Genomic DNA, 22,744 nt, shown 5'->3' with positions numbered 1-22,744 from the left:
ACAACATCTCACTAAGAGTGATATAACTTAATTATTTGTTACATCATAGTACGGTAAACTCTGTTTCCATTTTCGATCGTTTCTGCTTTCAAATTTGATACTGACCCTGTTGCCATATTCGCTCTTGCTTTTGCACTCTTGATTTAGCTACGCTGGATTGACAGACTCTTCACTGACAGACCAACTCTGGTGGTTGCCACTGCACAGCACATTTAGGGATAAACTTTAAGGATAGACCATGACCGTCCGAACTCTACATCAATGGAAAACCCTCGCTTTAGTTGAGGAAACCATCATCCTGCCCAACCATCAGCAAATCACGCACACCATGATTCAACATCCCGGTGCCGCGGTGATTCTCCCTATTGATAAGGCGGGTAATATTGTGTTGTTGCGCCAGTATCGTGCTGCTATCAAGCGCTGGTTAATTGAGATCCCCGCAGGCACAATGGAGCATGGAGAGAACCCTCAAGATTGCGCCTATCGCGAATTGATTGAGGAAACCGGATTAAAAGCCCAGTCGTTGACGTCATTAGGGGAAATCACGCCCCTTGCTGGCTTTTGCGATGAGACGCAATACCTATTCTTAGCCAAAGATTTGATACCTAGTAATGAATTTACTGCCGACGACGATGAAGTCATTGAACGCTTCACACTAACAAAACAGCAATTGCAACAAGCGATTATTGATGGTGAAATCACCGATGCTAAAACCATCGCTTGTTTTAGCAAAGCCGTGCTTTGTGGATTAATTTAGGAGAGATGTAGTCATGGATTTTCGTTCCGATACCGTAACCCAACCGACTGACGCTATGCGTCACGCAATGGCGAATGCACCTGTGGGTGACGACGTCTACGGAGACGACCCAAGCGTGAATGAATTGGAGCAGTGGGCAGCACAAAGACATGGTTTTGAAGCCGCACTGTTTACCAGTTCAGGCACCCAAGCTAATTTGTTGGCTTTAATGAGTCATTGTGAACGCGGCGATGAGTACCTTTGCGGTCAGCAAGCGCATAACTATAAATATGAAGCCGGAGGCGCGGCAGTATTGGGCTCGATTCAGCCTCAACCGATTGACAACGAACCAGACGGCAGTCTAGATTTCACCAAACTCGCCGCAGCGATTAAACCTGATGACTTCCACTTTGCTCGCACTAAACTATTGAGTCTCGAAAACACCATTAACGGTAAGGTACTGCCTTTAAGTTACCTCGCTCAAGCGAGAGAATTCGCCGACCAACATCAGTTACAGTTGCACCTTGACGGCGCTCGCGTCTATAACGCGGCGGTGGCACTAGAGGTTGACATCACTGAAATCAGCCAGCATTTCGATAGCATGACCATCTGCTTATCCAAAGGATTAGCAGCACCGATTGGTTCCCTATTACTGGGCAGCAAAGCGCTGATCGCCAAAGCACGTCGTATTCGTAAAATGCTCGGTGGCGGTATGCGCCAAGCGGGCATTTTAGCTGCTGCGGGTAAGCTCGCCTTAACAGAACAAACTCTGCGCTTGTCTGACGATCACGCCAACGCCAAAGCATTGGCGATAGGTTTGCAGCAACTTGCTGGTTTCTCTGTTAACCCCGATTTTGTGCACACCAACATTGTGTTCGCCAAAGTCGATCCGAGCATCGACATCGAAGCAGTATGCCAACAGCTCGCTACGCAAGGTATTTTGGTGTCACCCAGCAACCCTATCCGGTTTGTGACCCATAAAGATGTTGATTCGCAAGACATCGCGGTGTTGTTAGAAAAGCTAGCGGAGTGTCTAAACTAGTCACTGATTTCCTGTAAGTGAAAGACACAAAAAAACGAGAGCCCAACAATTGGGCTCTCGTTTTTTATGATTATCTCGACTTATGCTTACCGCGGTTGGCGTGAATTTTAAGCTTGGCTTTCATTTTTCTCTTATCTGCCGAGCGTCCACTTTTTCGTCGACCTGATTCATTCTCGACCGGAGGCTCGGGGCTTGGCTCAAATCCTTCTAGCCACTCTTGCGGTAGACGGGCATCTAATAGTCGCTCTATCGCTTCTAATAGATAATGTTCGTCGTGGCTCATCAGCGAAACCGCAAAGCCAGCGCGTCCAGCTCTACCGGTGCGACCGATGCGGTGAATATAGTCTTCTGCTTTGTATGGCAACTCATAGTTCACTACTTGTTCCAACTGCTGAATATCCAGACCACGCGCGGCAACATCGGTGGCGATAAGTGCACGCACTTTGCCTGATTTAAAGTCATCTAACGCTTTCTGCCTCGCGCCTTGACTCTTATCGCCATTAATCGAGACTGCATTAATACCATCAAGTTTCAGCTCCTTGGCTAAGGCATCGCTCCCTTGCTTAGTCTTGGTGAACACTAGCACCTGCTGCCAATTGCGTGAGCCAATCAAATACGCCAACAACTCATGCTTGCGCTTTTTATCCACCGGATACACCATCTGCTTGACCGTCTCGGCAGTGGAGTTTTCCGGCGTCACTTGAACCTCAACCGGATCTTGCATCAGACGATAAGCCAAGGTTTTAATTCGCGTTTCAAACGTCGCCGAGAACATCATGGTTTGGCGCTCTCGTGGCAGACGCTTAATAATGCGATTCAAATCCGGCATAAAGCCCATGTCGAGCATGCGATCTGCCTCATCAAGTACAAGATAGTGACACTCGGCGAGCGTAATGTTGCGTACGTGCTGATGGTCCAAAAGGCGACCCGGTGTCGCGACTAAAATGTCGGTGCCCCCTTTTAGATTTTTGGTCTGCACATTAATACTGGTGCCACCATACGCCGCAACAATTTTTAACCCTGTGTCTTTCGCTAACGGCTCAAGGTTGTCAAAGACTTGCTGCGCCAACTCACGCGTCGGGGTAATCACCAAAGCACGTACCGCATTATGCGCCGCGGATTCTGAGACTGGCGTATCGAGTAAAGCCTGTATCAATGGAATACCAAACGCCGCAGTTTTACCTGTTCCCGTTTGTGCACCCGCAAGAATATCGCTGCCCTGCAACAGATGCGGGATCGCTTGAGCTTGGATAGGTGTCGGTTGTTGATACCCTAAACTGGCGACATTGTGCTGCAACTTATCGTCAAGTGGGAAATCCTCGAAGCGGATCTCGTTATCGGTGGCATGTGTTGGGTTCATAAGATCCTATCTATCTTTCTGGTTAACCGGCGAGTGCTGATTGGGGTCGGCGAGTTTAACAGATCTTTCAGCTCAGCCTCAATCCGCATCGAACGCTTTCACCTCAATAAGTTGGGCATGATAGCGAGCTGACTCTGCCAGCAATGTGGGATACCAAGTGATAAATTGTGTCGAGAAATCGCTATAGTGACGCTCCAAGTCGGAAAAGCACAGCGCTAAGGGAGCCATTCTGGCGCTCCGTTGTGACATCCTTTTTAGAGCATAGTGTATATTGTCGAACTCCTGATAAGACAACAACCAATCTTGCTGCCACATTGAGGTGGAGACCGTCACAAAGCGATCCGGCAAATCATCCGTCGCCGCTTGCTGGCTTAACACTCGCGCCTGAGCCGATAACACAAATTGCTCTAAACTGTGTGGATGAAATCGATGCCAATACCTCGCCAGACAGTGATCCCAAAACATATCCAACGCAATACCCGCAAAGCGACGGTGAGGCGCAGAAAACTGTGATTTGCACTGTTTTACCATCGGATGAGCGTCGGTGAACGAGTCCACGTAACGGTGTAACCTGATCCCATTGGCGATGGGCGGTACAAATTGTGTGTCTGGGTTCCCTTTAACAAAATCCCCCAATAAATTGCCCATAAGGTCACTGTGACAGTGATGCGCGATATGCAGGTGTGCGAGAAAGTTCATACTGTTTTCTGTCGGTTAATCGGTGCTTTAGCTAATAAACGCTTTAGCTAATAAACGCTTTAGTTAATAGCCGCTTTCGTTAATGGTCGCTAATGAGCAAGTGATGATACATCGAGTGTAGCAAAGTCTGACTGCCCCGGTTACCCCTGCCCTTTTCTGGGTCATGAGTTGTAAACCTCATTAAACACCTTGGTGAGTGGCTGATTGATTGATCCATTGTCGACACTCGCTACTATAGAGATATATGATGCGCGTCACGGAATTTAGAGAACAATGTTATTTAAAGCCATACATTCTCAGACCAAACACAAAGGATATTGCCTTATGGACAAGGATCATACTGTTAAAGAAAACCTACTGGCATTGACTGTCGGTAGTGCACTCGTCTCTCTGGGCGTGATTATTTTCAACCATGTCGGCTTACTCACCGGCGGCACAGCAGGTCTGGCTATTTTTATCACCAAAGTCACCAGTTTTAGTTTTGGACAGGTCTTCTTTGCCCTCAACCTGCCGTTTTATTTTCTTTCTATCACTCGTATGGGATGGCAATTTACCCTCAACACCTTGATTGCGGTTTCTATTGTTTCTTTCGCCGTCGACCATCTCTACCATGCGATTCAATTTGCTCATTTAGATATTGTTTATGCGGCATTGATTGGCGGGGCTTTGATAGGTATGGGCGTGTTGGTCATCTTCCGCCACAAAATGAGCTTGGGTGGCTTCAATATTTTGGCGCTGTTTATTCAAGAACGCTACGGGATATCCGCAGGAAAAATCCAATTGGCACTGGATTCAAGCATTGTGGTCCTTTCGCTGTTTATTGTTGATATTTCCATTGTCGCCCTGTCGATCTTAGGGGCTATCGCAACCAATATCATCCTAGCCATGAACCACAAGCCAGGACGCTATCAACCGATTCCAAGATCCTAAGATAAGCCATCATAGCCTGTTGACCCGTCTACAAGTGACGGGTTGACAATAGCGCTGCCTCTATTGATTCCATTGATTAAATTAACACGTGACTTAACAACAGCATGGCACAGCAATACGACGTTCCATTACTCTTTGGACACAACAGCACGCATCTTATCAATCCCACCCCCATCATAAACGTTGTTGTATCCCTTGTTCTGCAAAAAATGTAGGGCGGATGAAGAACGTCGGCCACTTCGGCAATACAAAACGACTGGGCGATCACTCGGAATTTGATCCAATGATATTGACAGGCTATTAACAGGAATATTAATAGCCCCTGTAATAAAACCGGCTTGGTATTCTTGTGGCGTGCGCACATCAATAATTAGTGCCTTTTCATCATCAAGCCACTCGCTTATGGAAGACGCCAACACAGGAGTGCTCACTAAAACCGCCATAACCATCAATAATATACGTCGCAACATAAAGTCCTCAATTTAGATTCATTTACAATAAATCGTTCATATTATACCCAAGTTAACTTCTATACCCAAGTTACCTCAAGATGCAGAGTTCAGAGGTCCTAGATGACTTTATATCAAGGAAAAGATGTGAAGGAATGGTGAATCCTTTCAAGCATATTTGACGCCGAGATAAAGTCATCTAGGACCTCCCTTCGGGCGAGTTTGCTTGGCTCGTGGCCGGCGTTAACGACTCTTTATTTAGAACCACCAAATCTTCGAGTCGTTGCCTTGTCCACAAACCAAGCAAATCTCGCTGAACCTCGCATCTTGAGGTAACTTGGGTATATAACAGCGACTTATTCAAGACACCATTTCACCGCATAACCACTCTTGGCTTTGCGTTTCTAACTCCGCGATGGGCGATGTATTGCCCGCAGATTCAACGTGTAAAACGGCTGAACGGTCTCTGCTGGCAATAAATATGTGACCAAGTCGACAAAATCAACCTGTAACAATTAGTGTCAATTTGGATCTAGCCATTAATAGCCTTTTCAATATTAACATCCACCCTGTTGTTGCACAGTCTAAGTTAGAACTAGGTCGCATTTACATAAAAATCGATTCTATTTGTATTACTTTAGTATGTATTCTAATTACCACTATGAGCTGAACAATTTTATTTTAATAAAAAGAGTTAAGGCGCTTTATCACCCTCCTCTTTTTATTCTTAACCTTTAACAAATACATTATTTTTTGTACGGCAACTTAGTCTTGCTAATTTGTCACTCGCAATAGGTAAATAAAAATGAAACATAAGTATCTAAAAAGTGTCATTGCTTCTTCTGTCCTATTGGCTGTTGGTTGTGCTTCAACCACGGAATCCCAATTCAGCAATAACAAAGAGACAGGTGAACCGATTTTGGTTCCTGTGGCGATTACCGCTAGCACTCACGATGGTAATGGTCCAGAGCGTCTGTTTGATCAAGACCTATCCACTCGCTGGTCAGCCAGTGGGTCAGGTGAATGGGCAATGCTGGACTATGGCTCTGTTTACGATTTTGATGCCGTACAAGTTGCGTTTAGTAAGGGTAACGAGCGTCAAACGCGTTTTGATATTCAAGTCAGTGAAGACGGTCAAAACTGGACGACGGTATTAAAAGATCAAATCAGCTCAGGCGAAGTCATTGGCTTGGAGCGCTTCCAGTTTGAGCCAGCGGTTAAGGCGCGTTATGTGCGCTATGTCGGCGATGGCAACACCAAAAACGGTTGGAACAGTGTGACTGAAATGGCAGCGATCAACTGTGATGTAAATGCATGCCCATCAGCACATATTATCACCTCTGACGTGGTTGCCGCTGAGCAAACTCTCATTGCAGAGATGGCAGCAGCAGAGAAAGCACGCAAAGAAGCGCGTAAAGATCTGCGTTCAGGCAACTGGGGCGCACCAGCGGTCTACCCTTGTGATACGACGGTGAAGTGTAACACTCGCACAGCAATGCCAGTCCCAACCGGATTACCGGACACACCACAAGCAGGTAATGCACCAAGCGATAACTTTGACCTGACTCAGTGGTATTTATCGCAGCCATTTGACCACGATAAAAATGGCAAGCCAGACGATGTGTCTGAGTGGAACCTAGCCAACGGTTATCAGCACCCTGACGTTTTCTACACGGCAGACGATGGCGGTATGGTATTTAAGTCATTCGTTAAAGGTGTGCGTACCTCAGCAAACACTAAATATGCGCGAACTGAACTGCGCGAAATGCTGCGTCGTGGTGACCAGTCTATCCGTACTCAGGGTGTTAACAAAAATAACTGGGTATTCAGCTCCGCACCTGTCGCTGATCTGAAAGCCGCGGCGGCGGTTGACGGCGTACTAGAAGCAACGCTAAAAATTGACCACACCACCACCACAGGCGATGCGCATGAAGTGGGTCGTTTCATCATCGGTCAGATCCACGACAAAGATGATGAGCCAATCCGTCTTTACTACCGCAAACTCCCTAACCAACCAACCGGTTCGGTCTATTTTGCGCATGAAAACACCATCACTGGCGGTGAGCAGTACTTCGGTCTAGTGGGTGATATGCAAGCGGAAGTGGGCGATCAAGGTATTGCGCTTGGTGAGAAGTTTAGCTACCGCATCGAGGTTGTCGGTAACACCATGACGGTGACTCTAAGCCGTGAAGGTAAAGACGACGTGACTCAAGTGGTTGATATGAGTGAAAGTGGTTATGACCAAGGCGGTCGCTACATGTACTTCAAAGCGGGTGTCTACAACCAAAACATCAATGGCGAAATGGACGACTACGTTCAAGCGACTTTCTATAAGCTAAAAGCGACACACAGCAAATATGAAGGTTAATTAACCCTCTCGACAGCCGTGTTCTAGTCTAGTATCTATACGCTCTGCTATTTTTTAGTGGAGCGTATTTTTTTATCGCGCATTTGACTTCCGCTTCCTCTCTTCGTGCCTCAGCGGTTTTTGTGCCACTTGCAACGCTTCACTCCAAAAAAGGGGCTGTTGCGATGCAAAGCTAGGGATTTCACCGTCAAAGTCAGCCACCAAGATATACAGCCACGCCGCCACTTTTTCGCCATTGCTGTCTTCGATAGCGACCCATTCTCGACAATAAAAATCCGGATGCTCTTCTAATAAATCCAAGTGGTGAAACGTATTATCATCCACTTGGTACAACTCGCCCACAATAGGATGGCGACCATGCTTGAGTGCCGCGGGGTAAGATCCTAATGAAACCAAATGGTAGTCACTGCTTTGGGTTGTGCCATCGCCTAAATACTTAGCCTCAGCCATCAAGTGGTCGTTAGAAAACCCCTGTTTCAGGGAGCCATAAACAAACACAGTATTCATCGTTACTTCTTCCTTCTGATGTCGCTACTCACAACAAGCTTAGTGACTCTCATATCCTTGTAATCGCAATAGCCCCGTAATCGCAATAACCTTGTAGTAGCAATAACCTTGTAATGACAATATCCCTGATGACAACGGGATAAGTGGCATCAAGCCAAATCAATACAAATTGTAAGTGTATAGGGTCAGCCTATCAAAAGAATAGATATGTTCGATTTTATTTATCAAAGCTGTCGTTGCATTATAGCAACATCAGCTCGGGGGAGCCGGTTAACAACAGAGAGTGGGAAGCCCTTTTTTATTTCCAGTTTTTATTTCCCACGAATTTATTTGACCAGAATTTTATGCAGGTATCGCTATGTTAGACCAAGCAATGAAACAACAGCTAAAAGCTTATTTAGAAAACCTAAAAACCGACATTCAACTTTCACTCAGCCTTGATAATAGTGAAACCGCAGGCAAGCTTGAGGCTCTCGCGAACGATATTGCCGCGTTAAGTAGCAAGATCGCCGTAGTACGCGATGATAACGCCAGCGACCGTAAGCCAATTATGCAGGTTGTGAACCCACAAAAAGGCACAGCGATCGGTTTTGCGGGCTTACCGATGGGTCACGAATTTACCTCACTGGTTTTGGCTTTGTTGCACAGTGGTAACCACCCAATTAAATTAGAAGCCGATACGATTGAACAAATCGCCGCGCTAGACGGTGAGCTGAATGTAGAGATTTTCATCTCACTCTCGTGCCAAAACTGTCCTGAAGTGGTGCAATCATTCAACATGATGTCTGCGATTAACCCGAATATCAAAACCACAATGATTGACGGTGCGAGCTTCCAAGATGAAGTTAAACAGCGCGATATCATGGCAGTACCGAGCGTATTCGTAAACGGTGAGTTGTTTGGTCAAGGTAGAATGTCTCTGGCAGAGATCCTCAACAAAGTCGATACTGGCGCCGCGAAGAAACAGGCTTCTCGTCTGAATGAAAAAGCACCTTTCGACGTACTGGTTGTCGGTGGTGGTCCAGCGGGCTCTTCTGCCGCTATCTACGCTGCACGTAAAGGGATTCGTACCGGTGTTGTTGCGGAACGCTTTGGTGGTCAGGTCATGGACACAATGGCAATCGAGAACTTTATCTCAGTGAAAGCCACCACAGGTCCAAAACTGGTTGCTAGCCTAGAAGAACACGTTAAAGAGTATGGCGTTGACATTATGACCGAACAGCGCGCTGCCAACATCATTGGTGCGGAAGAGACAGAAGACGGTTATATCCATGTTGAACTAGAAAGTGGCGCCGTATTAAAGAGTCGCACTGTTATCACCAGCACTGGTGCGCGTTGGAGAGAAATGAACGTACCGGGTGAGCAAGAGTACCGCAACAAAGGTGTCGCGTACTGCCCACACTGTGATGGTCCACTATTTAAAGGTAAGCGCACAGCGGTTATCGGTGGCGGTAACTCTGGTATCGAAGCTGCGATTGACCTAGCCGGTATTGTAGAGCATGTGACGGTTCTTGAATTTGCTGACACATTGCGTGCCGACCAAGTGCTTATCGACAAAGCCAACAGCACAGCAAACATCGAAATCATCACGATGGCGCAAACCACTGAAGTGTTAGGTGACGGCAACCGTGTTACAGGTCTTGAATACAAAGACCGCAACACAGGTGAGATCAAGCAAGTTGAGCTAGCGGGTATCTTTGTACAGATTGGTCTAATGCCAAACAGTGAGTGGTTAAAAGAGACAAAAGTTAACCTATCACCACGTGGTGAGATTGAAATCGATGCTCACGGTAGCACAAGTCTACCAGGCGTCTTCGCTGCAGGTGATGTGACAACCGTACCTTACAAGCAAATCATCATTGCGATGGGTGAAGGTGCAAAAGCGAGCTTAGGTGCGTTTGATTATCTTATCCGTAACCCGCAACCAACAAAGCAAGCTGAGTCAGTCGCGTAACCATTACTGTTACTGCTATTGAATTGAAAGGTTGAAGTCTAGGCTTCAACCTTTTTTTATATCGGCAATTTGGCTACTCAAGGTAATTTGGTTACTCAAGGTAATCCACGTACAATAACCCTCATTATCTCAGTCACTAAGTAAAAAACATGTCCTTACCTCCATGCCCAAATTGTCAATCTCCCTACATTTATGCCGACCAAGAACAACTTGTTTGCCCGGAATGCGCTTATGAGTGGAATCCTGAATACCAAGCAGAACAAGAGGCAATTATTGTCAATGATGCCAACGGCGCGTTATTGGCTGAGGGTGATAAGGTCACTTTGATTAAAGATTTAAAAGTGAAAGGCAGTTCTTTGGTTCTCAAGATAGGCACCAAAGCGGTAATTCGTCGCCTCAAAGAGGGTAAAGATCATCAACTCGACTGCAAGGTGGATGGCGCGGGCGATATGGTGGTCACCGCCGCATTTGTTAAAAAGGCATAACGGAGCGCTCCCTTAAAGCACAAACTCTACCGTCACTGAGACAAAGGCATGATCACTCGCCTGCCTATCCGTTGCAAATTTCGGATTAATAAGATGCTGGTCCAGCGTCGTGTAAGCCGTCACATCTGCCATGGAATACGGTAAGTCAGGATGAAACTCTGGCGAAAGCAAAATGTAATCCAACACGTTCCCCTGAGCAAAGTGATAATGGGTAGCGGGACGGTTTGAGTCTGCTATCGGCTGTTTAAGCAACTCCCAGCTATCTTTTAAACAAAATCGAGCCCCCTGCTGTTGAACGGCATTGCTGGTAAGCTGCGAGGTAATATCACTAGTCAGTGATTGATTCATATCGCCCAGTAACACCGTTGGCACAGGCTGTTGATCATACTCATTCGCCATAAACTGGTAGAGCATGACCGCCTCCCATCCGCGCTGCTGGCTGGACAGCCAGCGACCAACGAGTGGCATAGAAACCGCGCTATCCCGTCCCTCTGTGGCTCGTTGCGATTTCAAATGACAGACGTAGACCGTTAAATGACCAATATCAGGAACCAGAACAGTGGCGCAAATCGGCGGGCGACTAAAGCTAGGCAAATCCACCTCATACGCCAATTCAATCGCAGACAAAGGCGTCACGGCTTTACATTCACTGATCGGATATTTTGACGCAATCGCTACGACGGGTTTTGAGTAGATATACTCATCCGCCACATGAGGTTCATCGACGGTGGCAAAATAGCGGTAACCTAATGCACACATCATGTCACGAGCCGCATCAATACTAAACACTTCCTGCAAACCCACCACATCGGCATTGAGTTGCGATAACTGATTTTGAGTCCAGTGGCATTTGTGCTGCCAAGCCTCACGCTCATAGATATTCTCAAAATCATAATAAGCGCCAGGCGGCTCTACAAAGTTAAACAAGTTAGCGGTAGCAAAGGTAACGGTCTGTCTGGTCTGCAAAATCGTTCTCTAATGTGTTGTCATACCGCATTAGTGTAACCTAAATCATCCTCAATCACGTATTATCGCTCATAATCAAATAGGGGTTAGAGTTGAATTATTTGGTGCAGCGTCACTGACTCAACCAATCCCTTTGATATACTGAGGAAAAATCATTATCCGTCACTCTCGTGGCTTGTTCAGAAAAAACGACGCGACAGCAATAAGGGGAGCAAGACCATGTCCAAAACGCATAAAGTACAAAATGAAGATAAGCTAGTGAAAAAAGCCGTCGAAATCGGCTTTCAACTGGCTCAGATGCAAGGTATTAAACTTCCAGCCAGTTCTCAACCGGTCAAAATCAAAGCCGTTTATTTATTTTTGGTTGAAGTGAATCAAATCACGCCACTTCCGGAAGGTAAACTGGATGGCGCTAACTTGAAAAAACGCTTAGCGCTGTGGATGCACAGCGCTTTACCTGATGACGATCCCTTAAAATAGCCATTGCCGCAACATATTCAGTTTCTGTTCAGGTAACAGTGCTATTGTGTAGCTCGATGAACGATTGTATATACCCAAGCTCCCTCAATCAGCAACACCGAGTAACTTGGGTATATACTTTGACAAGCGGTAATGGAACAGCAGAGTGATTTAGTATGAGAACATTAGGAAATATTATTTGGTTCGTCTTCGGCGGCGTCGTCATGGGATTGGGATGGTGGTTGGTGAGTCTGATCGCGTTTATCTCAATCATTGGCATCCCTTGGGGTCGAGCCTGCTTTACTATCGGTACATTTTCATTTTTCCCGTTCGGAAAAGAGGTCGTCGCAAGAAACATCGTCAATGGCTCAAGAGATATCGGCACCAGCCCCTTTGGCGTTATTGGTAATGTGTTGTGGTTTATTTTTGCCGGTATCTGGCTAGCCATTGGTCACGTCGCCTGCGCCTTAATGTTTTTTGTCACCATCATCGGCATACCTTTTGGTATTCAGCACTTTAAACTGGCGCTGATCTCGCTCGCGCCCATCGGCAAAACCATTGTCGAGAGACGAGATATTGAAGCTGCTTACGGTAAAAACAACCTTTCCTAAACTGGATGGCTGCTGAGGCTCATTACCACTTGAGCCTCATGATTCCCACGTCGCGTTATTTCCTAAACCAAATACCGAATAACGGCAGCATTAACTCCACTTTAGCACTCTGACCTCGTTACCATCCTCGGGATGCTTGGGAATATTCAGCGACAGCAGCAGTGATACCCCTGCCATCGCAGCGCCAATGTAAAACACTGCCGCAGGTGAAACTAACCAGATAAAGCCGAATGTCACCGGAATAACTACCGCGGCGATATGGTTAATGGTAAAAGAAACCCCTGCCGTCGAAGCCATATCGGCGGGATCAGCGATTTTTTGGAAATAGGTTTTAATCGCCAGCGCTAACGCAAAAAACAGATGATCAACCACGTACAATGCCGCCGCCCATTCCGCCGTCTGAACCATACCGTAGCCAACAAACACCAAGATTAATCCAACGTATTCAAACATCAGCGCTTTTCGCTCACCTACCACACCGATAAAACGACCAATTTTTTTGGCAAACAGGAAATTAAACAGATAGTTGATCAGAAACAGTAAAGTGATATCCGCCACGCTGTAGCCAAATTTTTCGACCATCAGAAAACCTGCGAATACGGTAAAGATCTGTCTACGGGCGCCACTCATAAATGTCAGCGAGTAATAGAGCCAATAGCGCTTTCGCAACACTAGTTTCTTGGTTTGTGGTGTCTCGGATTTAAACTGAGGAAACGCGAGGGCAATCACCAGTACCAACAGTAAGCCCACGCCCCCTGAAATACCGTAGACCCACACATAGTCCAACCGGAGTAATTCAAGCATCACCCAAAGTGCGGCATAAGTCAGCAAAGACGCCAACGCCCCAACAGAGATCAACTTGCCCAACATCTCGGGTGCTTCTTCTTTCGTTAACCACTGCAGTGACAAGGACTGTTTTAAGGTCTCAAAATAATGGAAGCCGGTTGACATGATTAAGGTTGTGACCAATAAGCCAGCAACTGAAGGAAACAACCCTGTGATGGCAGTACCTACCGTCAGTAGTAACAGAGAGACAATCATGAATTTCTGCTCACGAATAAACAGCAGCACAAACACGGTGGTAAACGCGAGAAAACCTGGGATCTCACGGACACTTTGCAGCAAACCAATATCGGAGCCATCAAAGTTTGCTTTTTCAACCACAAAGTTATTTAGCAGCGCCATCCAGCTAGAAAAAGCAATCGGCACAATAATGGAGATAATAATTAAAAAATTTTGTGGAGTGCGCCAATCATTGGCGGCTTTACTAGACAGCATACTTACAATCCTACTAAGCGCTTATCGTTGGGCTTTTGCCCAACCCTTGTTCACATTCGATAATGGAAAAGAAACCAGAAATGAGGAAAATCATAACGAGGACAAACCATTGACCCGAATTCCTGATGCTCGATAGCTAAATGACATCCTTTTTCAACGCATCGGAACCTCGCTGCAAGTATACCGCACTCGAACACGGTTGCCAGTTTGCTTCTATCCCCAAGTTACCTCAAGATGCAAAATTCAGAGGAACTCGACGCCTTTAATAGAAATCAAACAGATGGCGAATGATGCCATAAATATCGGTTTCTGATTGCAATCCTAAACTGACTAGGGAAATAGCCGCTAATAAGTAAATCATTGACCCCAAATATCGCCATTGTTCTAAGTTGTTTTATATACTGACAACCAAGTGAGTTTAATTTATAAAATAATACTTATACCCAAGTCACCTCAAGATACGAGGTCACTTGGGTATATCACTCAAATGCCTTAAATATCCCCACAATTAAGAAGGATAATGCGCTTATGAATATTATTATCAGACCCACGGAAGTCGCCGATGCTAAAGGTATTAGTGAGCTTTACTCACAACCTAAAGCGCAACGAGAAACACTACAATTACCTTTACCATCAACGGCATTGTGGCAGGAACGATTAAGCAACATCCCTCAAGGTCTTTATAGCTACGTCGCCGAATTGGATGGCAAGATCGTCGGCAATATTGGCTTTGAACACTCGCAACGACCACGCACTGCCCACTGCGCTTCGTTTGGCATTGGTGTTCACGATGAGTACCACGGCATGGGGATTGGTAGCCAACTAATTGAAACAATTCTAGAACTTGCTGATAACTGGCTCAATGTCTTAAGGATTCAGATTGAAGTGACGGTAGACAATAAAGCTGCCATCGCGCTTTATTCTAAATACGGTTTTGAGATAGAAGGTGAGGCACAATATTCGGTTTATCGAGATGGTGACTATGTCTCCACCTATTATATGGCTCGAATCAAAAATTAATTAACATACAATATTAACTTTAAATACATTTTATTAACATTAATCCTATCAGCCTGACTGTTTTTATGAGCTGGATTCAAATTTGGATAAATACATTTAATTTTGATTAATTATCTTCGCTCGTTCAAAGTTTCTGTCAAGATCAAGGTGTAATATTAATGTTAATGGTGAGTACCATTTTGTTTCAATAATAATTCTACGTTACAACAATGAGACGTCGCGAAACTTTAACCTAATTGATTTAGATTAACGTCAGACATTAGATGTACTCTAGGTTTAGAGCCAAAATTTAAGGAGTATCGTTATGCAGAAATGTGAAATAAATGTTTATGACATGCGATTAGAGCCCGGTCATATCGTGTTAAATATTGAATTCAGTGATACGACTAAAGCTGACTTTATGTGGGGTTCGATTCCTAGCTCATCTTGCAGAGATTATATCTCTCACCTCGTAGTGTCTGGCAATGTCATCGCCAAAAAGTACATCAACGAAGACGAGTTGGGCGAGATGAACCGAGTACAACCGTTTTCACTGATGAATTAAAATGACCAGCCGATTGGCTGGTCATTTGGTCTCTATCAGTAGCCTAATGTAGCGAATAGTCGCCTAATCTAGCGAGTCCACTTCGAGACCCACTCCTTTTGACCTTTAGCAACCCCTTTTGCAATCAGTAGCTTGCCTCTTTCATCACTGCCATTGGCGGAACTGACCAACAGATCATCGAGCGATTCTCCACCAAACCCAACCATGGTTGGATTCTCCATCTCAACCGGGATCACGGTAAGCACTTCACCCTGTGGAGAAATTTTGACGACCGATTGACCCGCATACATCGCCACCCAATAGTTGCCCTCTTGGTCAACACTTGCACCATCTGGACGCCCGTTATAACTCGTCAGATCACAATGCAGTTGTTGCTCACCATATTCACCGGTTTGCGAGTGGTAGCGATGTTTAAAAATTTTGCTACTTCCGGTGTCTGACCAATACAACCACTCGCCATCCGGTGAGAAAGCCATACCGTTACATGTCCATGCAAACATAGGAAGCGGTTCGACACGACCATCATGATGTAACTGATGAAACTGCCCTTGATCACCTTCTTTAGCGCCATTTCGTGTACCTGCAACAAAACGACCACCCGGTGCAATACGCCCATCGTTGTAACGCATACGTGGGTAATCGGAGACTAACGGCGCAATCAATTCGCGCTCGGACTGCCAATCCGCAAGATAATAAAGACCCGACTTACAGCCAAGAAGGTAACCTTGCTCACCGTGCATGCCAAAACAGCCTAGCAGGTCATCAAATTTACGGCATTCCGCCACGCCATCGCGATGACGCCACAGTTCTCCATCACAAATATTCACCCACATCCACATCTGATTGCGCCAATCCCAACGTGGGCATTCGGCTAAATCAAATTCCAGTTCTACAAATGTTTCAAACTCAATTGATTGCGGTAAGCTCATTACGATTCCATTTTTTATACCAAGCGATTTCCGCAAATTATATACCCAAGTGACCTCAAGATGCGAGGTTCAGCGAGGTTTGCTTGGGTATCAACATAACTGATGTTAAGAAGCAGTATAGATTAACCAAGCCAATCGACTGTAACCCATAAGCATGTGTAAACACGGTGCGACACTACTTGGAACACTTAGTGACTCGTCACCTGTAACATAGCAAAATAATCACCAATCGTATTAATTTACAATGTAAATTATCCACTTCCCCTTTCGTCTAACTTGGATACTTGGTTTACCGCCCAATTAAGTCAGGGTAAAGTAATAACCGTTAATGGACTGACTCGTAGCAAACTATTCAATACAGGGAAACGTCGGCATGGCAATCAAAACGCTCAGCTCAAAAGTCGTATACAAAAATAACTGGATGACCGTAAGAGAAGACCAAATTGAACGTGAAAGTGGCGTGCAAGGCATCTACGGCGTGGTAGACAAGCCTGATTGTGCCGTGATCATTGCAGTCGAAGAGCAGGATGTTTATCTGGTGCAGCAGTATCGCTATTCTGTCGGGGCGAGATTTTGGGAGTTACCGCAGGGTGCATGGGAATCACGACCCGATGCGGATCACCTTGAGCTTGCCAAAGGCGAACTGCAAGAAGAGACGGGACTGATCGCCAACAAAATGACCTATGTTGGTCAACAACTTATCGCTTATGGTTTTCTAAACCAGACCTGCCACATCTATCTCGCCAGAGAATTAACCTTATCTCATCAATCCCTTGATCTGGAAGAAGAAGACCTGATTAGCGCTCGATTCTCAATCGCGGACTTTGAAGCCATGATACTCAATGGTGAAATACAAGATATCGTTACCACCGGTGCTTGGGGGTTAGCGAAAATGAAAGGGTTAGTCTAGCCTACCGTGTGTGTCTGCGACTGACGCTGAGCCAGTCGCGTACGTGTAATCAGTCTCGTGAGCGTAAATAATTCACCAGCCAACTGATGGTATGGGCATTGGTGTTAAATCGGTTCCATACCAAGCTATATGCAAGTTTGTTGCCCGCAAACGGTAAGGTTTTCTGCACCAAACCTTGAGCTTGCAGCGACACATCAGCCCATGCTTTAGAACAGGTCAATACAATATCCGAATGCTGGCATAGGAGCGCCGCACAGCCGTAGTCCGACACCGAGATCTTTGTATTTCGTTCATGCTCATATTGTTTCAGTATCTTCTCGAATAGCGATTCAGATAACTCAGAATCTAAAACATCCACATGGCTGGCTTGCAAATAATCTTGCTGGCTTAATGTCGAGTTCGCTAACGGATGCTCTGGTCTCATCAGACAAACCCGCTCATCCTCAATGATCGGCTCCCAACTTAACTCCTTATTGTGGCTCGGTGTTTGAGTGACATCGTGAGGCAATAGGATAAAATCAATCAGACCACTATGTAGGGCTTGAAAGCCGTATCTCGCCTTGGTGGTCACTTGCAGTTTGGCATTAGGAGCGGCATCAACGGTCAATTTACCTAAAGGTTTGGCAAAAATTTCGAACGTACTCTGGCGCATGGAGAATGCAAATTTGCCATCAAAATGCGCCGGTTGAAACGCTTCTTCTGTGAGCAGTTGATTCATGTTTGCAAGCATCGAATTGACGGTCGGTGCAATTTTCAACGCATAAGACGTTGGCAACAGTTGGCCGCTGTCTCGCAAGAACAGCTCATCGGACAAGCCTTGTTTCAACTGAGACAAGATTTTACTGACACTCGACGGTGTCACAGACAGTATCTGCGCTGTTTTTGTCACACTGTACGTATCCAACATCACGTGAAGCACCGTCAAATGCTTAAAGCTGATGCGCGACAATCGTTCAAAATCCATTTTTATGCCCAATAATGAGTGGTCAATGGCGCATCTTACTTAAGGGAATGGGTTTTAGGCAATAGGTAATGTTGTAGGTTGTAGGTTGTAGGTTGTAGGTTGTAGGTTGTAGGTTGTAGGTTGTAGGTGATGATTCTCAGCCTCGCTGATGTTAGTCAAGCTGAGATACTTTATTTTAAGAGCGAATTTATGTTTTTATGAATCGTATTATGGTCGGTTTAAATGGTGAGCATAATCGTTTAAAAAGTCGATTTTGATCAAACTTAGCTTTAAAAGTGCAAAAATGCGTAGCCGGAGTGATAATCTTATTTTATACTGCGAAATAACTTCCGTATCCAAAAGACTTTAGGGGAAACTCATGAGACTGATTCCATTACAAAACGCTAAGCTCGTCGGTAAATGGGCTGCACGCCACATTGCAGAACGTATCAATGCTTTCCAACCCACTGAAGACAAGCCGTTTGTGCTCGGTCTTCCGACTGGCGGAACGCCACTTTCAACCTACAAGGCGTTGATTGAACTGCATCAGCAAGGTGTCGTGAGTTTCAAGCACGTCGTGACCTTTAATATGGATGAGTACGTCGGTATCGACCCAAATCACCCTGAGTCATACCGTTCATTTATGTACAACACCTTCTTCAACCACGTTGATATTCAAGAAAAAAACATCAACCTACTCGACGGTCAAGCTGAAGATATTGATGCACACTGTGCGGCTTACGAAGACAAGATCCGCGCTTACGGCAAGATCAATCTATTTATGGGCGGCGTGGGTATTGATGGGCATATCGCTTTTAATGAGCCGGGTTCGTCACTTAATTCACGCACGCGCATTAAAACACTGACTGAAGATACTCGTATCGCTAACTCACGTTTCTTCGACAATGACATCAGCCAAGTACCAAAATACGCCCTGACCATCGGTGTCGCGACGTTGTTGGATGCTGAAGAAGTGATGATCCTCACTCTTGGTCATAACAAGGCACTCGCGTTGCAGATGGCAATCGAAGGCTCGGTCAACCATATGTGGACAGTGACGGCACTGCAGATGCACCGCAAAGCCATCATCGTTGCTGATGAGCCAGCTCAGCAAGAGCTCAAAGTAAAAACCGTAAAATATTTCAACGAATTAGAAGTAGAAAACATCAAAGGTCTATAAAATTGCAATATTAGATTCCAGTTTTATGCGATGTTATACTACTTTTGGCTAATTAAGTCTCTCAAATAGAGGCGATAGAATACCCCTCCTACATTAGCAGTGTAGAGATCCATTCTATTTTTTATTGTTGATATTGAGGCTACTCAGCCAGCCTCCACCAATATGGACATTACTATCTTCTCCCTGTTGCCATTTGCAGCAGGGATTTTTTTTGTCTCAATTTTTCGATGCGTTCAGCCTGTTAACATCACTCTCCCTATTTATGCCGAGTATCGATCTCAGCCAGCCAACTTCGGACTGGTTTTCTTTGCTATTTCCATAGACTTGAACTGCACCTTCCCCTGAGTAAATCGTTTATACGACATAAATTCTCACAATATGAGACATATTGCGCAAAATAATTTCCGCAATACGGAACCTTAAGATTTTTTTTCTCCTTTTTTAAATCAGTTAACAGTTATTGACAAAAGGCTTGAAGGCAAAAATTTTCTCAACTCGGCTCACGGTTTTATTTTGGAATTTGCACTATATTATATTCCGTATTATGGAATTTAATATAATGGAGAACTCAAATGCCATTGGTATCAATAGATAAACTACAACAGCAATACGAACGAATTCTTTTGGCTCGTAACATGAAACCTGAGATGGCAGCGAAGCTAGCTGCGGGGTTTGTTGAGATGGCAAACGAAGGGACCTATTCACACGGTATCAACCGTTTTCCAGTATTCATTGACCAAGTAGATAAAGGGCAAATCAAGCTCAATGCAGAGCCAAAATGCATAAACAGAATAGGTGCATTAGAGCAATGGGACTGTAATTTTGGCCCGGGTGTACTCAACGGATTGATTTGCGCAGAGCGTGCAATGGAACTGGCCCGTGACTACGGCATTGGTATGGTCGGTATGCGTAATTCTAACCACTGGATGCGCGGTGGTACGTACGTTCTAAAAATGGCTCGTGAAGGCTTTGCTGGTATCGCTGCAACCAACTCTATTGCCGTTATGCCAGCTTGGGGGGGGAAAGATCATCGTGTTGGTTCTAACCCACTTATTATGGCCATCGCTGGTGATCCGCCGGTTGTTGTTGACTGCTCAATGACGCAATTCTCCTACGGACAATTACAAAATTTCGTATTGGCCGATAAAGAGCTGCCCGTCGTGGGTGGTTTTGACAATAACGGTGAACTAACCAAAGACCCACATGCACTTTGGGAAAACAAACGTCTTCTTCCCATGGGTTTTTGGAAAGGGTCTTCAATGGCCATTGTTTTGGACATGATGCTAACGGCAATTTCTGGGGGTAACTCAGTTCCTGCTCTTACAGAGGATATGGGTGGAGAGTTTGGCGTGTCTCAATTTCTAATCGCTATAGACCTAAGTAAGACCATGGACGAAAACCGTTATAGCAAAGAGATCAAGCGCATTCGCGACTATGTGCTTGCCTCTGAACCCGCGGAAACAGGCTCAGTGATGATTGCTGGTTCTGAAATCCAAGGCTTTATCAAAAAACACGAGATAGAAGGTGGCATCGAAATCAACGATGATATTTGGGATCAAATTATCTCTCTGTAGCTCGTCTAAGGTAGGGAAAGCTTTATGCAAAGTGTATTTAAGGGTATTTGGAGAAGTATCGACTTCATCATGGCTGTCATTCTGACTTGTATGATTGTCCTCGTATTTACCAACGTTGTATTGCGTTACGGCTTTTCTTCTGGTCTTCGACCTTCCGTAGAATTATCTCGTCTTGGTCTTGTATGGATTGTCATGCTCGGTGCTGCCGTTGTGCTGCGCCGAGGTGAACACTTAGCAGTATCAGAATTTTCAGAGCGACTGTTTCCAAAAGCAGTACCTATATTAAGACGCCTTTGTTGGGTCGTCATCTTAGTTTCAGTGAGCATGCTTTACATCGGTTCGTATCGACAAATGATGTCTAACTGGTCAGATATTTCTCAACTTACCGGGCTTCCTTCTGCGTTATTTTACTTAGCTGGCGTCGTATCGGGCATGTTAATGGGAGTGATCGCATTTGTGCGAATCTTCAAACCAGACTGGCAACTAGATGATATAGAAGAGGAGAAAGAAAAATGACACTCGCTATTTTCTTATCAGTACTGCTTATTTCAATCTTACTTGGTCTTCCAGTTGCGTTCGCTCTGCTACTGTCTTCAATAGCACTGATGCTTCATATGGACTTCTTTAGTGCAGACATTCTTGCGCAGTCATTAATTAATGGTGTGGATAGCTTCACGCTACTCGCGATTCCATTCTTCCTCATTGCGGGTGAAGTCATGGCATCAGGTGGTTTGTCGCAACGTATCGTGCGCTTAGCAACTACTTACGTTGGTCATCGTCAAGGCGGTTTAGGTTACGTGGCCATCATGACTTCGGTCCTTCTCGCAGGACTTTCAGGCTCTGCGGTTGCGGATGCTGCTGCCCTAGTCAGCATTCTTTATCCAATGATGAAATCCGCAAAGTATCCCGAGGCACCTTCAATGGGTTTACTCGCTTCTGGTGGCATTATCGCTCCTGTTATTCCGCCTTCTATCCCTCTTATCTTAGTGGGTGTCGCTGGTGGTATCTCAATTAAAAACCTATTCCTCGGCGGTATTGTTCCGGGTCTTTTAATGGGCATGACATTAATGTTTGTTTGGCGCATGACGGTTCGTAAAGAGAACCTAGAGACCTCAGAAAAAGCAACAAAAGCAGAAAAACGTGCAGCGCTTAAAGACGGTGTATGGGCACTACTACTCCCAGTGATCATAATTATCGGCATTCGTTTCGGGATCTTTACCCCAACAGAAGCAGCCGTTGTAGCGGCAGCATACGCCATTTTTATCTCAACCTTTATCTACAAAGAACTAACGCTTAAAAAGTTCTACGATATTGTTATCAATGCGGGTCGTTCAACAGCTATGGTGATGTTCTTGGTGGGGTGTGCCATGGTGGCGGCGTGGCTAATTACCGTTGCACAACTTCCTCAACAATTAGCAGAGCTGCTAGGTCCGCTTATTGATAGCCCTCGTCTTTTAATGGCAGTCATCATGTTGCTCGTACTGTGTGTAGGTATGGTGATGGATTTAAGCCCAACAATTCTCATTCTTGTACCTCTATTGATGCCCGTAATCAAAATGGCTGGCATTGACCCAACTTATTTCGGTCTATTGTTCGTTATTAACTGTTCGATAGGTCTGATTACGCCTCCTGTAGGCACCGTACTAAACGTAGTTTGTGGTGTAGCGAGAGTGCCAATGTCAACCGCTGTGAAAGGTGTATTGCCGTTCATTGGCGCATACATGGTCTTACTGGCATTGTTTGTCATATTCCCAAACATTATCACTGTGCCAATGTCATTTGTCATTGGTTAACCCCTCT

23 protein-coding genes are annotated in these 22,744 nt (G+C 45.3%); 15 read left to right on the top strand and 8 right to left on the bottom strand.

What is annotated here, in order from left to right; genetic code table 11:
* The first annotated feature begins 238 nt into the window (after window positions 1-238).
* On the top strand, window positions 239-757 hold the full coding sequence (locus tag L9Q39_RS14355; RefSeq protein ID WP_237485793.1) for an NUDIX hydrolase: 519 nt from the start codon (window positions 239-241) through the stop codon (window positions 755-757).
* A gap of 13 nt (window positions 758-770) precedes the next feature.
* Complete coding sequence (gene ltaE, locus L9Q39_RS14350; protein ID WP_237485792.1) at window positions 771-1,778, top strand: low-specificity L-threonine aldolase; 1,008 nt, start codon at window positions 771-773, stop codon at window positions 1,776-1,778.
* Between the two features lie 70 nt (window positions 1,779-1,848).
* Here the strand turns inward: ltaE and L9Q39_RS14345 are convergent, their stop codons facing one another.
* Both L9Q39_RS14345 and L9Q39_RS14340 read right to left on the bottom strand, forming a co-directional pair.
* Entirely contained in the window at window positions 1,849-3,138 is a 1,290-nt protein-coding gene (locus L9Q39_RS14345) for a DEAD/DEAH box helicase (protein WP_237485791.1), read from the bottom strand.
* Between the two features lie 78 nt (window positions 3,139-3,216).
* Entirely contained in the window at window positions 3,217-3,837 is a 621-nt protein-coding gene (locus L9Q39_RS14340) for an acyl carrier protein phosphodiesterase (RefSeq protein ID WP_237485790.1), read from the bottom strand.
* 324 nt (window positions 3,838-4,161) lie between these two features.
* Between L9Q39_RS14340 and L9Q39_RS14335 the strand changes: the two genes are divergently transcribed.
* A complete protein-coding gene (locus L9Q39_RS14335; protein ID WP_237485789.1) occupies window positions 4,162-4,767 on the top strand; it encodes a YitT family protein in 606 nt (201 codons plus the stop codon).
* Window positions 4,768-4,895: 128 nt separating this feature from the next.
* Here the strand turns inward: L9Q39_RS14335 and L9Q39_RS14330 are convergent, their stop codons facing one another.
* Window positions 4,896-5,237: a rhodanese-like domain-containing protein gene (locus L9Q39_RS14330; protein ID WP_237485788.1), complete on the bottom strand. Its 342-nt coding sequence runs from the start codon at window positions 5,235-5,237 to the stop codon at window positions 4,896-4,898.
* A 784-nt stretch (window positions 5,238-6,021) separates the two neighbouring features.
* On the opposite strand from L9Q39_RS14330, the gene L9Q39_RS14325 reads away from it, so the two are divergent.
* Window positions 6,022-7,584 carry a polysaccharide lyase family 7 protein gene (locus L9Q39_RS14325; RefSeq protein WP_237485787.1) on the top strand — a complete coding sequence of 521 codons (1,563 nt, stop codon included), beginning with the start codon at window positions 6,022-6,024 and terminating at the stop codon, window positions 7,582-7,584.
* A 72-nt stretch (window positions 7,585-7,656) separates the two neighbouring features.
* Here the strand turns inward: L9Q39_RS14325 and L9Q39_RS14320 are convergent, their stop codons facing one another.
* Window positions 7,657-8,091: a gamma-glutamylcyclotransferase family protein gene (locus L9Q39_RS14320; RefSeq protein ID WP_237485786.1), complete on the bottom strand. Its 435-nt coding sequence runs from the start codon at window positions 8,089-8,091 to the stop codon at window positions 7,657-7,659.
* 358 nt (window positions 8,092-8,449) lie between these two features.
* Here L9Q39_RS14320 and ahpF point away from each other — a divergent pair, with 358 nt between their 5' ends.
* Together ahpF and L9Q39_RS14310 are read left to right on the top strand one after the other, a co-directional pair.
* On the top strand, window positions 8,450-10,045 hold the full coding sequence (gene ahpF, locus L9Q39_RS14315) for an alkyl hydroperoxide reductase subunit F (protein ID WP_237485785.1): 1,596 nt from the start codon (window positions 8,450-8,452) through the stop codon (window positions 10,043-10,045).
* 149 nt (window positions 10,046-10,194) lie between these two features.
* Complete coding sequence (locus tag L9Q39_RS14310) at window positions 10,195-10,530, top strand: zinc ribbon domain-containing protein YjdM (RefSeq protein WP_237485784.1); 336 nt, start codon at window positions 10,195-10,197, stop codon at window positions 10,528-10,530.
* A gap of 12 nt (window positions 10,531-10,542) precedes the next feature.
* Here the strand turns inward: L9Q39_RS14310 and L9Q39_RS14305 are convergent, their stop codons facing one another.
* Window positions 10,543-11,496, bottom strand: coding sequence for an endonuclease/exonuclease/phosphatase family protein (locus L9Q39_RS14305; protein ID WP_237485783.1), 954 nt, complete (start codon window positions 11,494-11,496; stop codon window positions 10,543-10,545).
* Window positions 11,497-11,715: 219 nt separating this feature from the next.
* On the opposite strand from L9Q39_RS14305, the gene L9Q39_RS14300 reads away from it, so the two are divergent.
* Both L9Q39_RS14300 and L9Q39_RS14295 read left to right on the top strand, forming a co-directional pair.
* On the top strand, window positions 11,716-11,976 hold the full coding sequence (locus L9Q39_RS14300; RefSeq protein WP_237485782.1) for a DUF5062 family protein: 261 nt from the start codon (window positions 11,716-11,718) through the stop codon (window positions 11,974-11,976).
* A gap of 155 nt (window positions 11,977-12,131) precedes the next feature.
* Window positions 12,132-12,566 (top strand): YccF domain-containing protein, encoded by a 435-nt coding sequence (locus L9Q39_RS14295; protein ID WP_237485781.1) that lies wholly within the window; start codon window positions 12,132-12,134, stop codon window positions 12,564-12,566.
* A gap of 90 nt (window positions 12,567-12,656) precedes the next feature.
* Here L9Q39_RS14295 and L9Q39_RS14290 read toward each other — a convergent pair whose 3' ends face one another.
* A complete protein-coding gene (locus L9Q39_RS14290; protein WP_435532842.1) occupies window positions 12,657-13,844 on the bottom strand; it encodes an MFS transporter in 1,188 nt (395 codons plus the stop codon).
* 528 nt (window positions 13,845-14,372) lie between these two features.
* Between L9Q39_RS14290 and L9Q39_RS14285 the strand changes: the two genes are divergently transcribed.
* Complete coding sequence (locus L9Q39_RS14285; protein ID WP_237485780.1) at window positions 14,373-14,864, top strand: GNAT family N-acetyltransferase; 492 nt, start codon at window positions 14,373-14,375, stop codon at window positions 14,862-14,864.
* A 304-nt stretch (window positions 14,865-15,168) separates the two neighbouring features.
* Window positions 15,169-15,408: a hypothetical protein gene (locus L9Q39_RS14280; RefSeq protein ID WP_237485779.1), complete on the top strand. Its 240-nt coding sequence runs from the start codon at window positions 15,169-15,171 to the stop codon at window positions 15,406-15,408.
* Between the two features lie 68 nt (window positions 15,409-15,476).
* Here L9Q39_RS14280 and L9Q39_RS14275 read toward each other — a convergent pair whose 3' ends face one another.
* On the bottom strand, window positions 15,477-16,337 hold the full coding sequence (locus tag L9Q39_RS14275; RefSeq protein ID WP_237485778.1) for an SMP-30/gluconolactonase/LRE family protein: 861 nt from the start codon (window positions 16,335-16,337) through the stop codon (window positions 15,477-15,479).
* A 373-nt stretch (window positions 16,338-16,710) separates the two neighbouring features.
* On the opposite strand from L9Q39_RS14275, the gene L9Q39_RS14270 reads away from it, so the two are divergent.
* A complete protein-coding gene (locus L9Q39_RS14270) occupies window positions 16,711-17,247 on the top strand; it encodes an NUDIX domain-containing protein (RefSeq protein WP_237485777.1) in 537 nt (178 codons plus the stop codon).
* A 49-nt stretch (window positions 17,248-17,296) separates the two neighbouring features.
* On the opposite strand, the gene L9Q39_RS14265 is transcribed toward L9Q39_RS14270, so the two are convergent.
* The gene (locus L9Q39_RS14265) at window positions 17,297-18,211 is read right to left on the bottom strand and encodes a LysR family transcriptional regulator (RefSeq protein ID WP_237485776.1); all 915 of its coding nucleotides are present in this window, start codon (window positions 18,209-18,211) and stop codon (window positions 17,297-17,299) included.
* Window positions 18,212-18,569: 358 nt separating this feature from the next.
* Between L9Q39_RS14265 and nagB the strand changes: the two genes are divergently transcribed.
* From nagB to L9Q39_RS14245, 4 genes are all read left to right on the top strand, one after another.
* Window positions 18,570-19,370 (top strand): glucosamine-6-phosphate deaminase, encoded by an 801-nt coding sequence (gene nagB, locus L9Q39_RS14260; RefSeq protein WP_237485775.1) that lies wholly within the window; start codon window positions 18,570-18,572, stop codon window positions 19,368-19,370.
* Window positions 19,371-19,942: 572 nt separating this feature from the next.
* Window positions 19,943-20,944 (top strand): 3-dehydro-L-gulonate 2-dehydrogenase, encoded by a 1,002-nt coding sequence (yiaK, locus tag L9Q39_RS14255; RefSeq protein ID WP_237485774.1) that lies wholly within the window; start codon window positions 19,943-19,945, stop codon window positions 20,942-20,944.
* A gap of 69 nt (window positions 20,945-21,013) precedes the next feature.
* Entirely contained in the window at window positions 21,014-21,460 is a 447-nt protein-coding gene (locus L9Q39_RS14250) for a TRAP transporter small permease (RefSeq protein ID WP_237485773.1), read from the top strand.
* Entirely contained in the window at window positions 21,457-22,737 is a 1,281-nt protein-coding gene (locus tag L9Q39_RS14245; RefSeq protein ID WP_237485772.1) for a TRAP transporter large permease subunit, read from the top strand. Before L9Q39_RS14250 ends, L9Q39_RS14245 begins: the two co-directional genes overlap by 4 nt.
* Window positions 22,738-22,744 lie beyond the last annotated feature (7 nt).

The sequence above is a fragment of the Vibrio hippocampi genome (genome assembly GCF_921292975.1).
In the GTDB taxonomy this organism is placed as follows: Bacteria; Pseudomonadota; Gammaproteobacteria; order Enterobacterales; family Vibrionaceae; genus Vibrio; species Vibrio hippocampi.
Note: the sequence above shows the minus strand (reverse complement) of the source record. Positions and strands in the feature narration are given on the sequence as shown.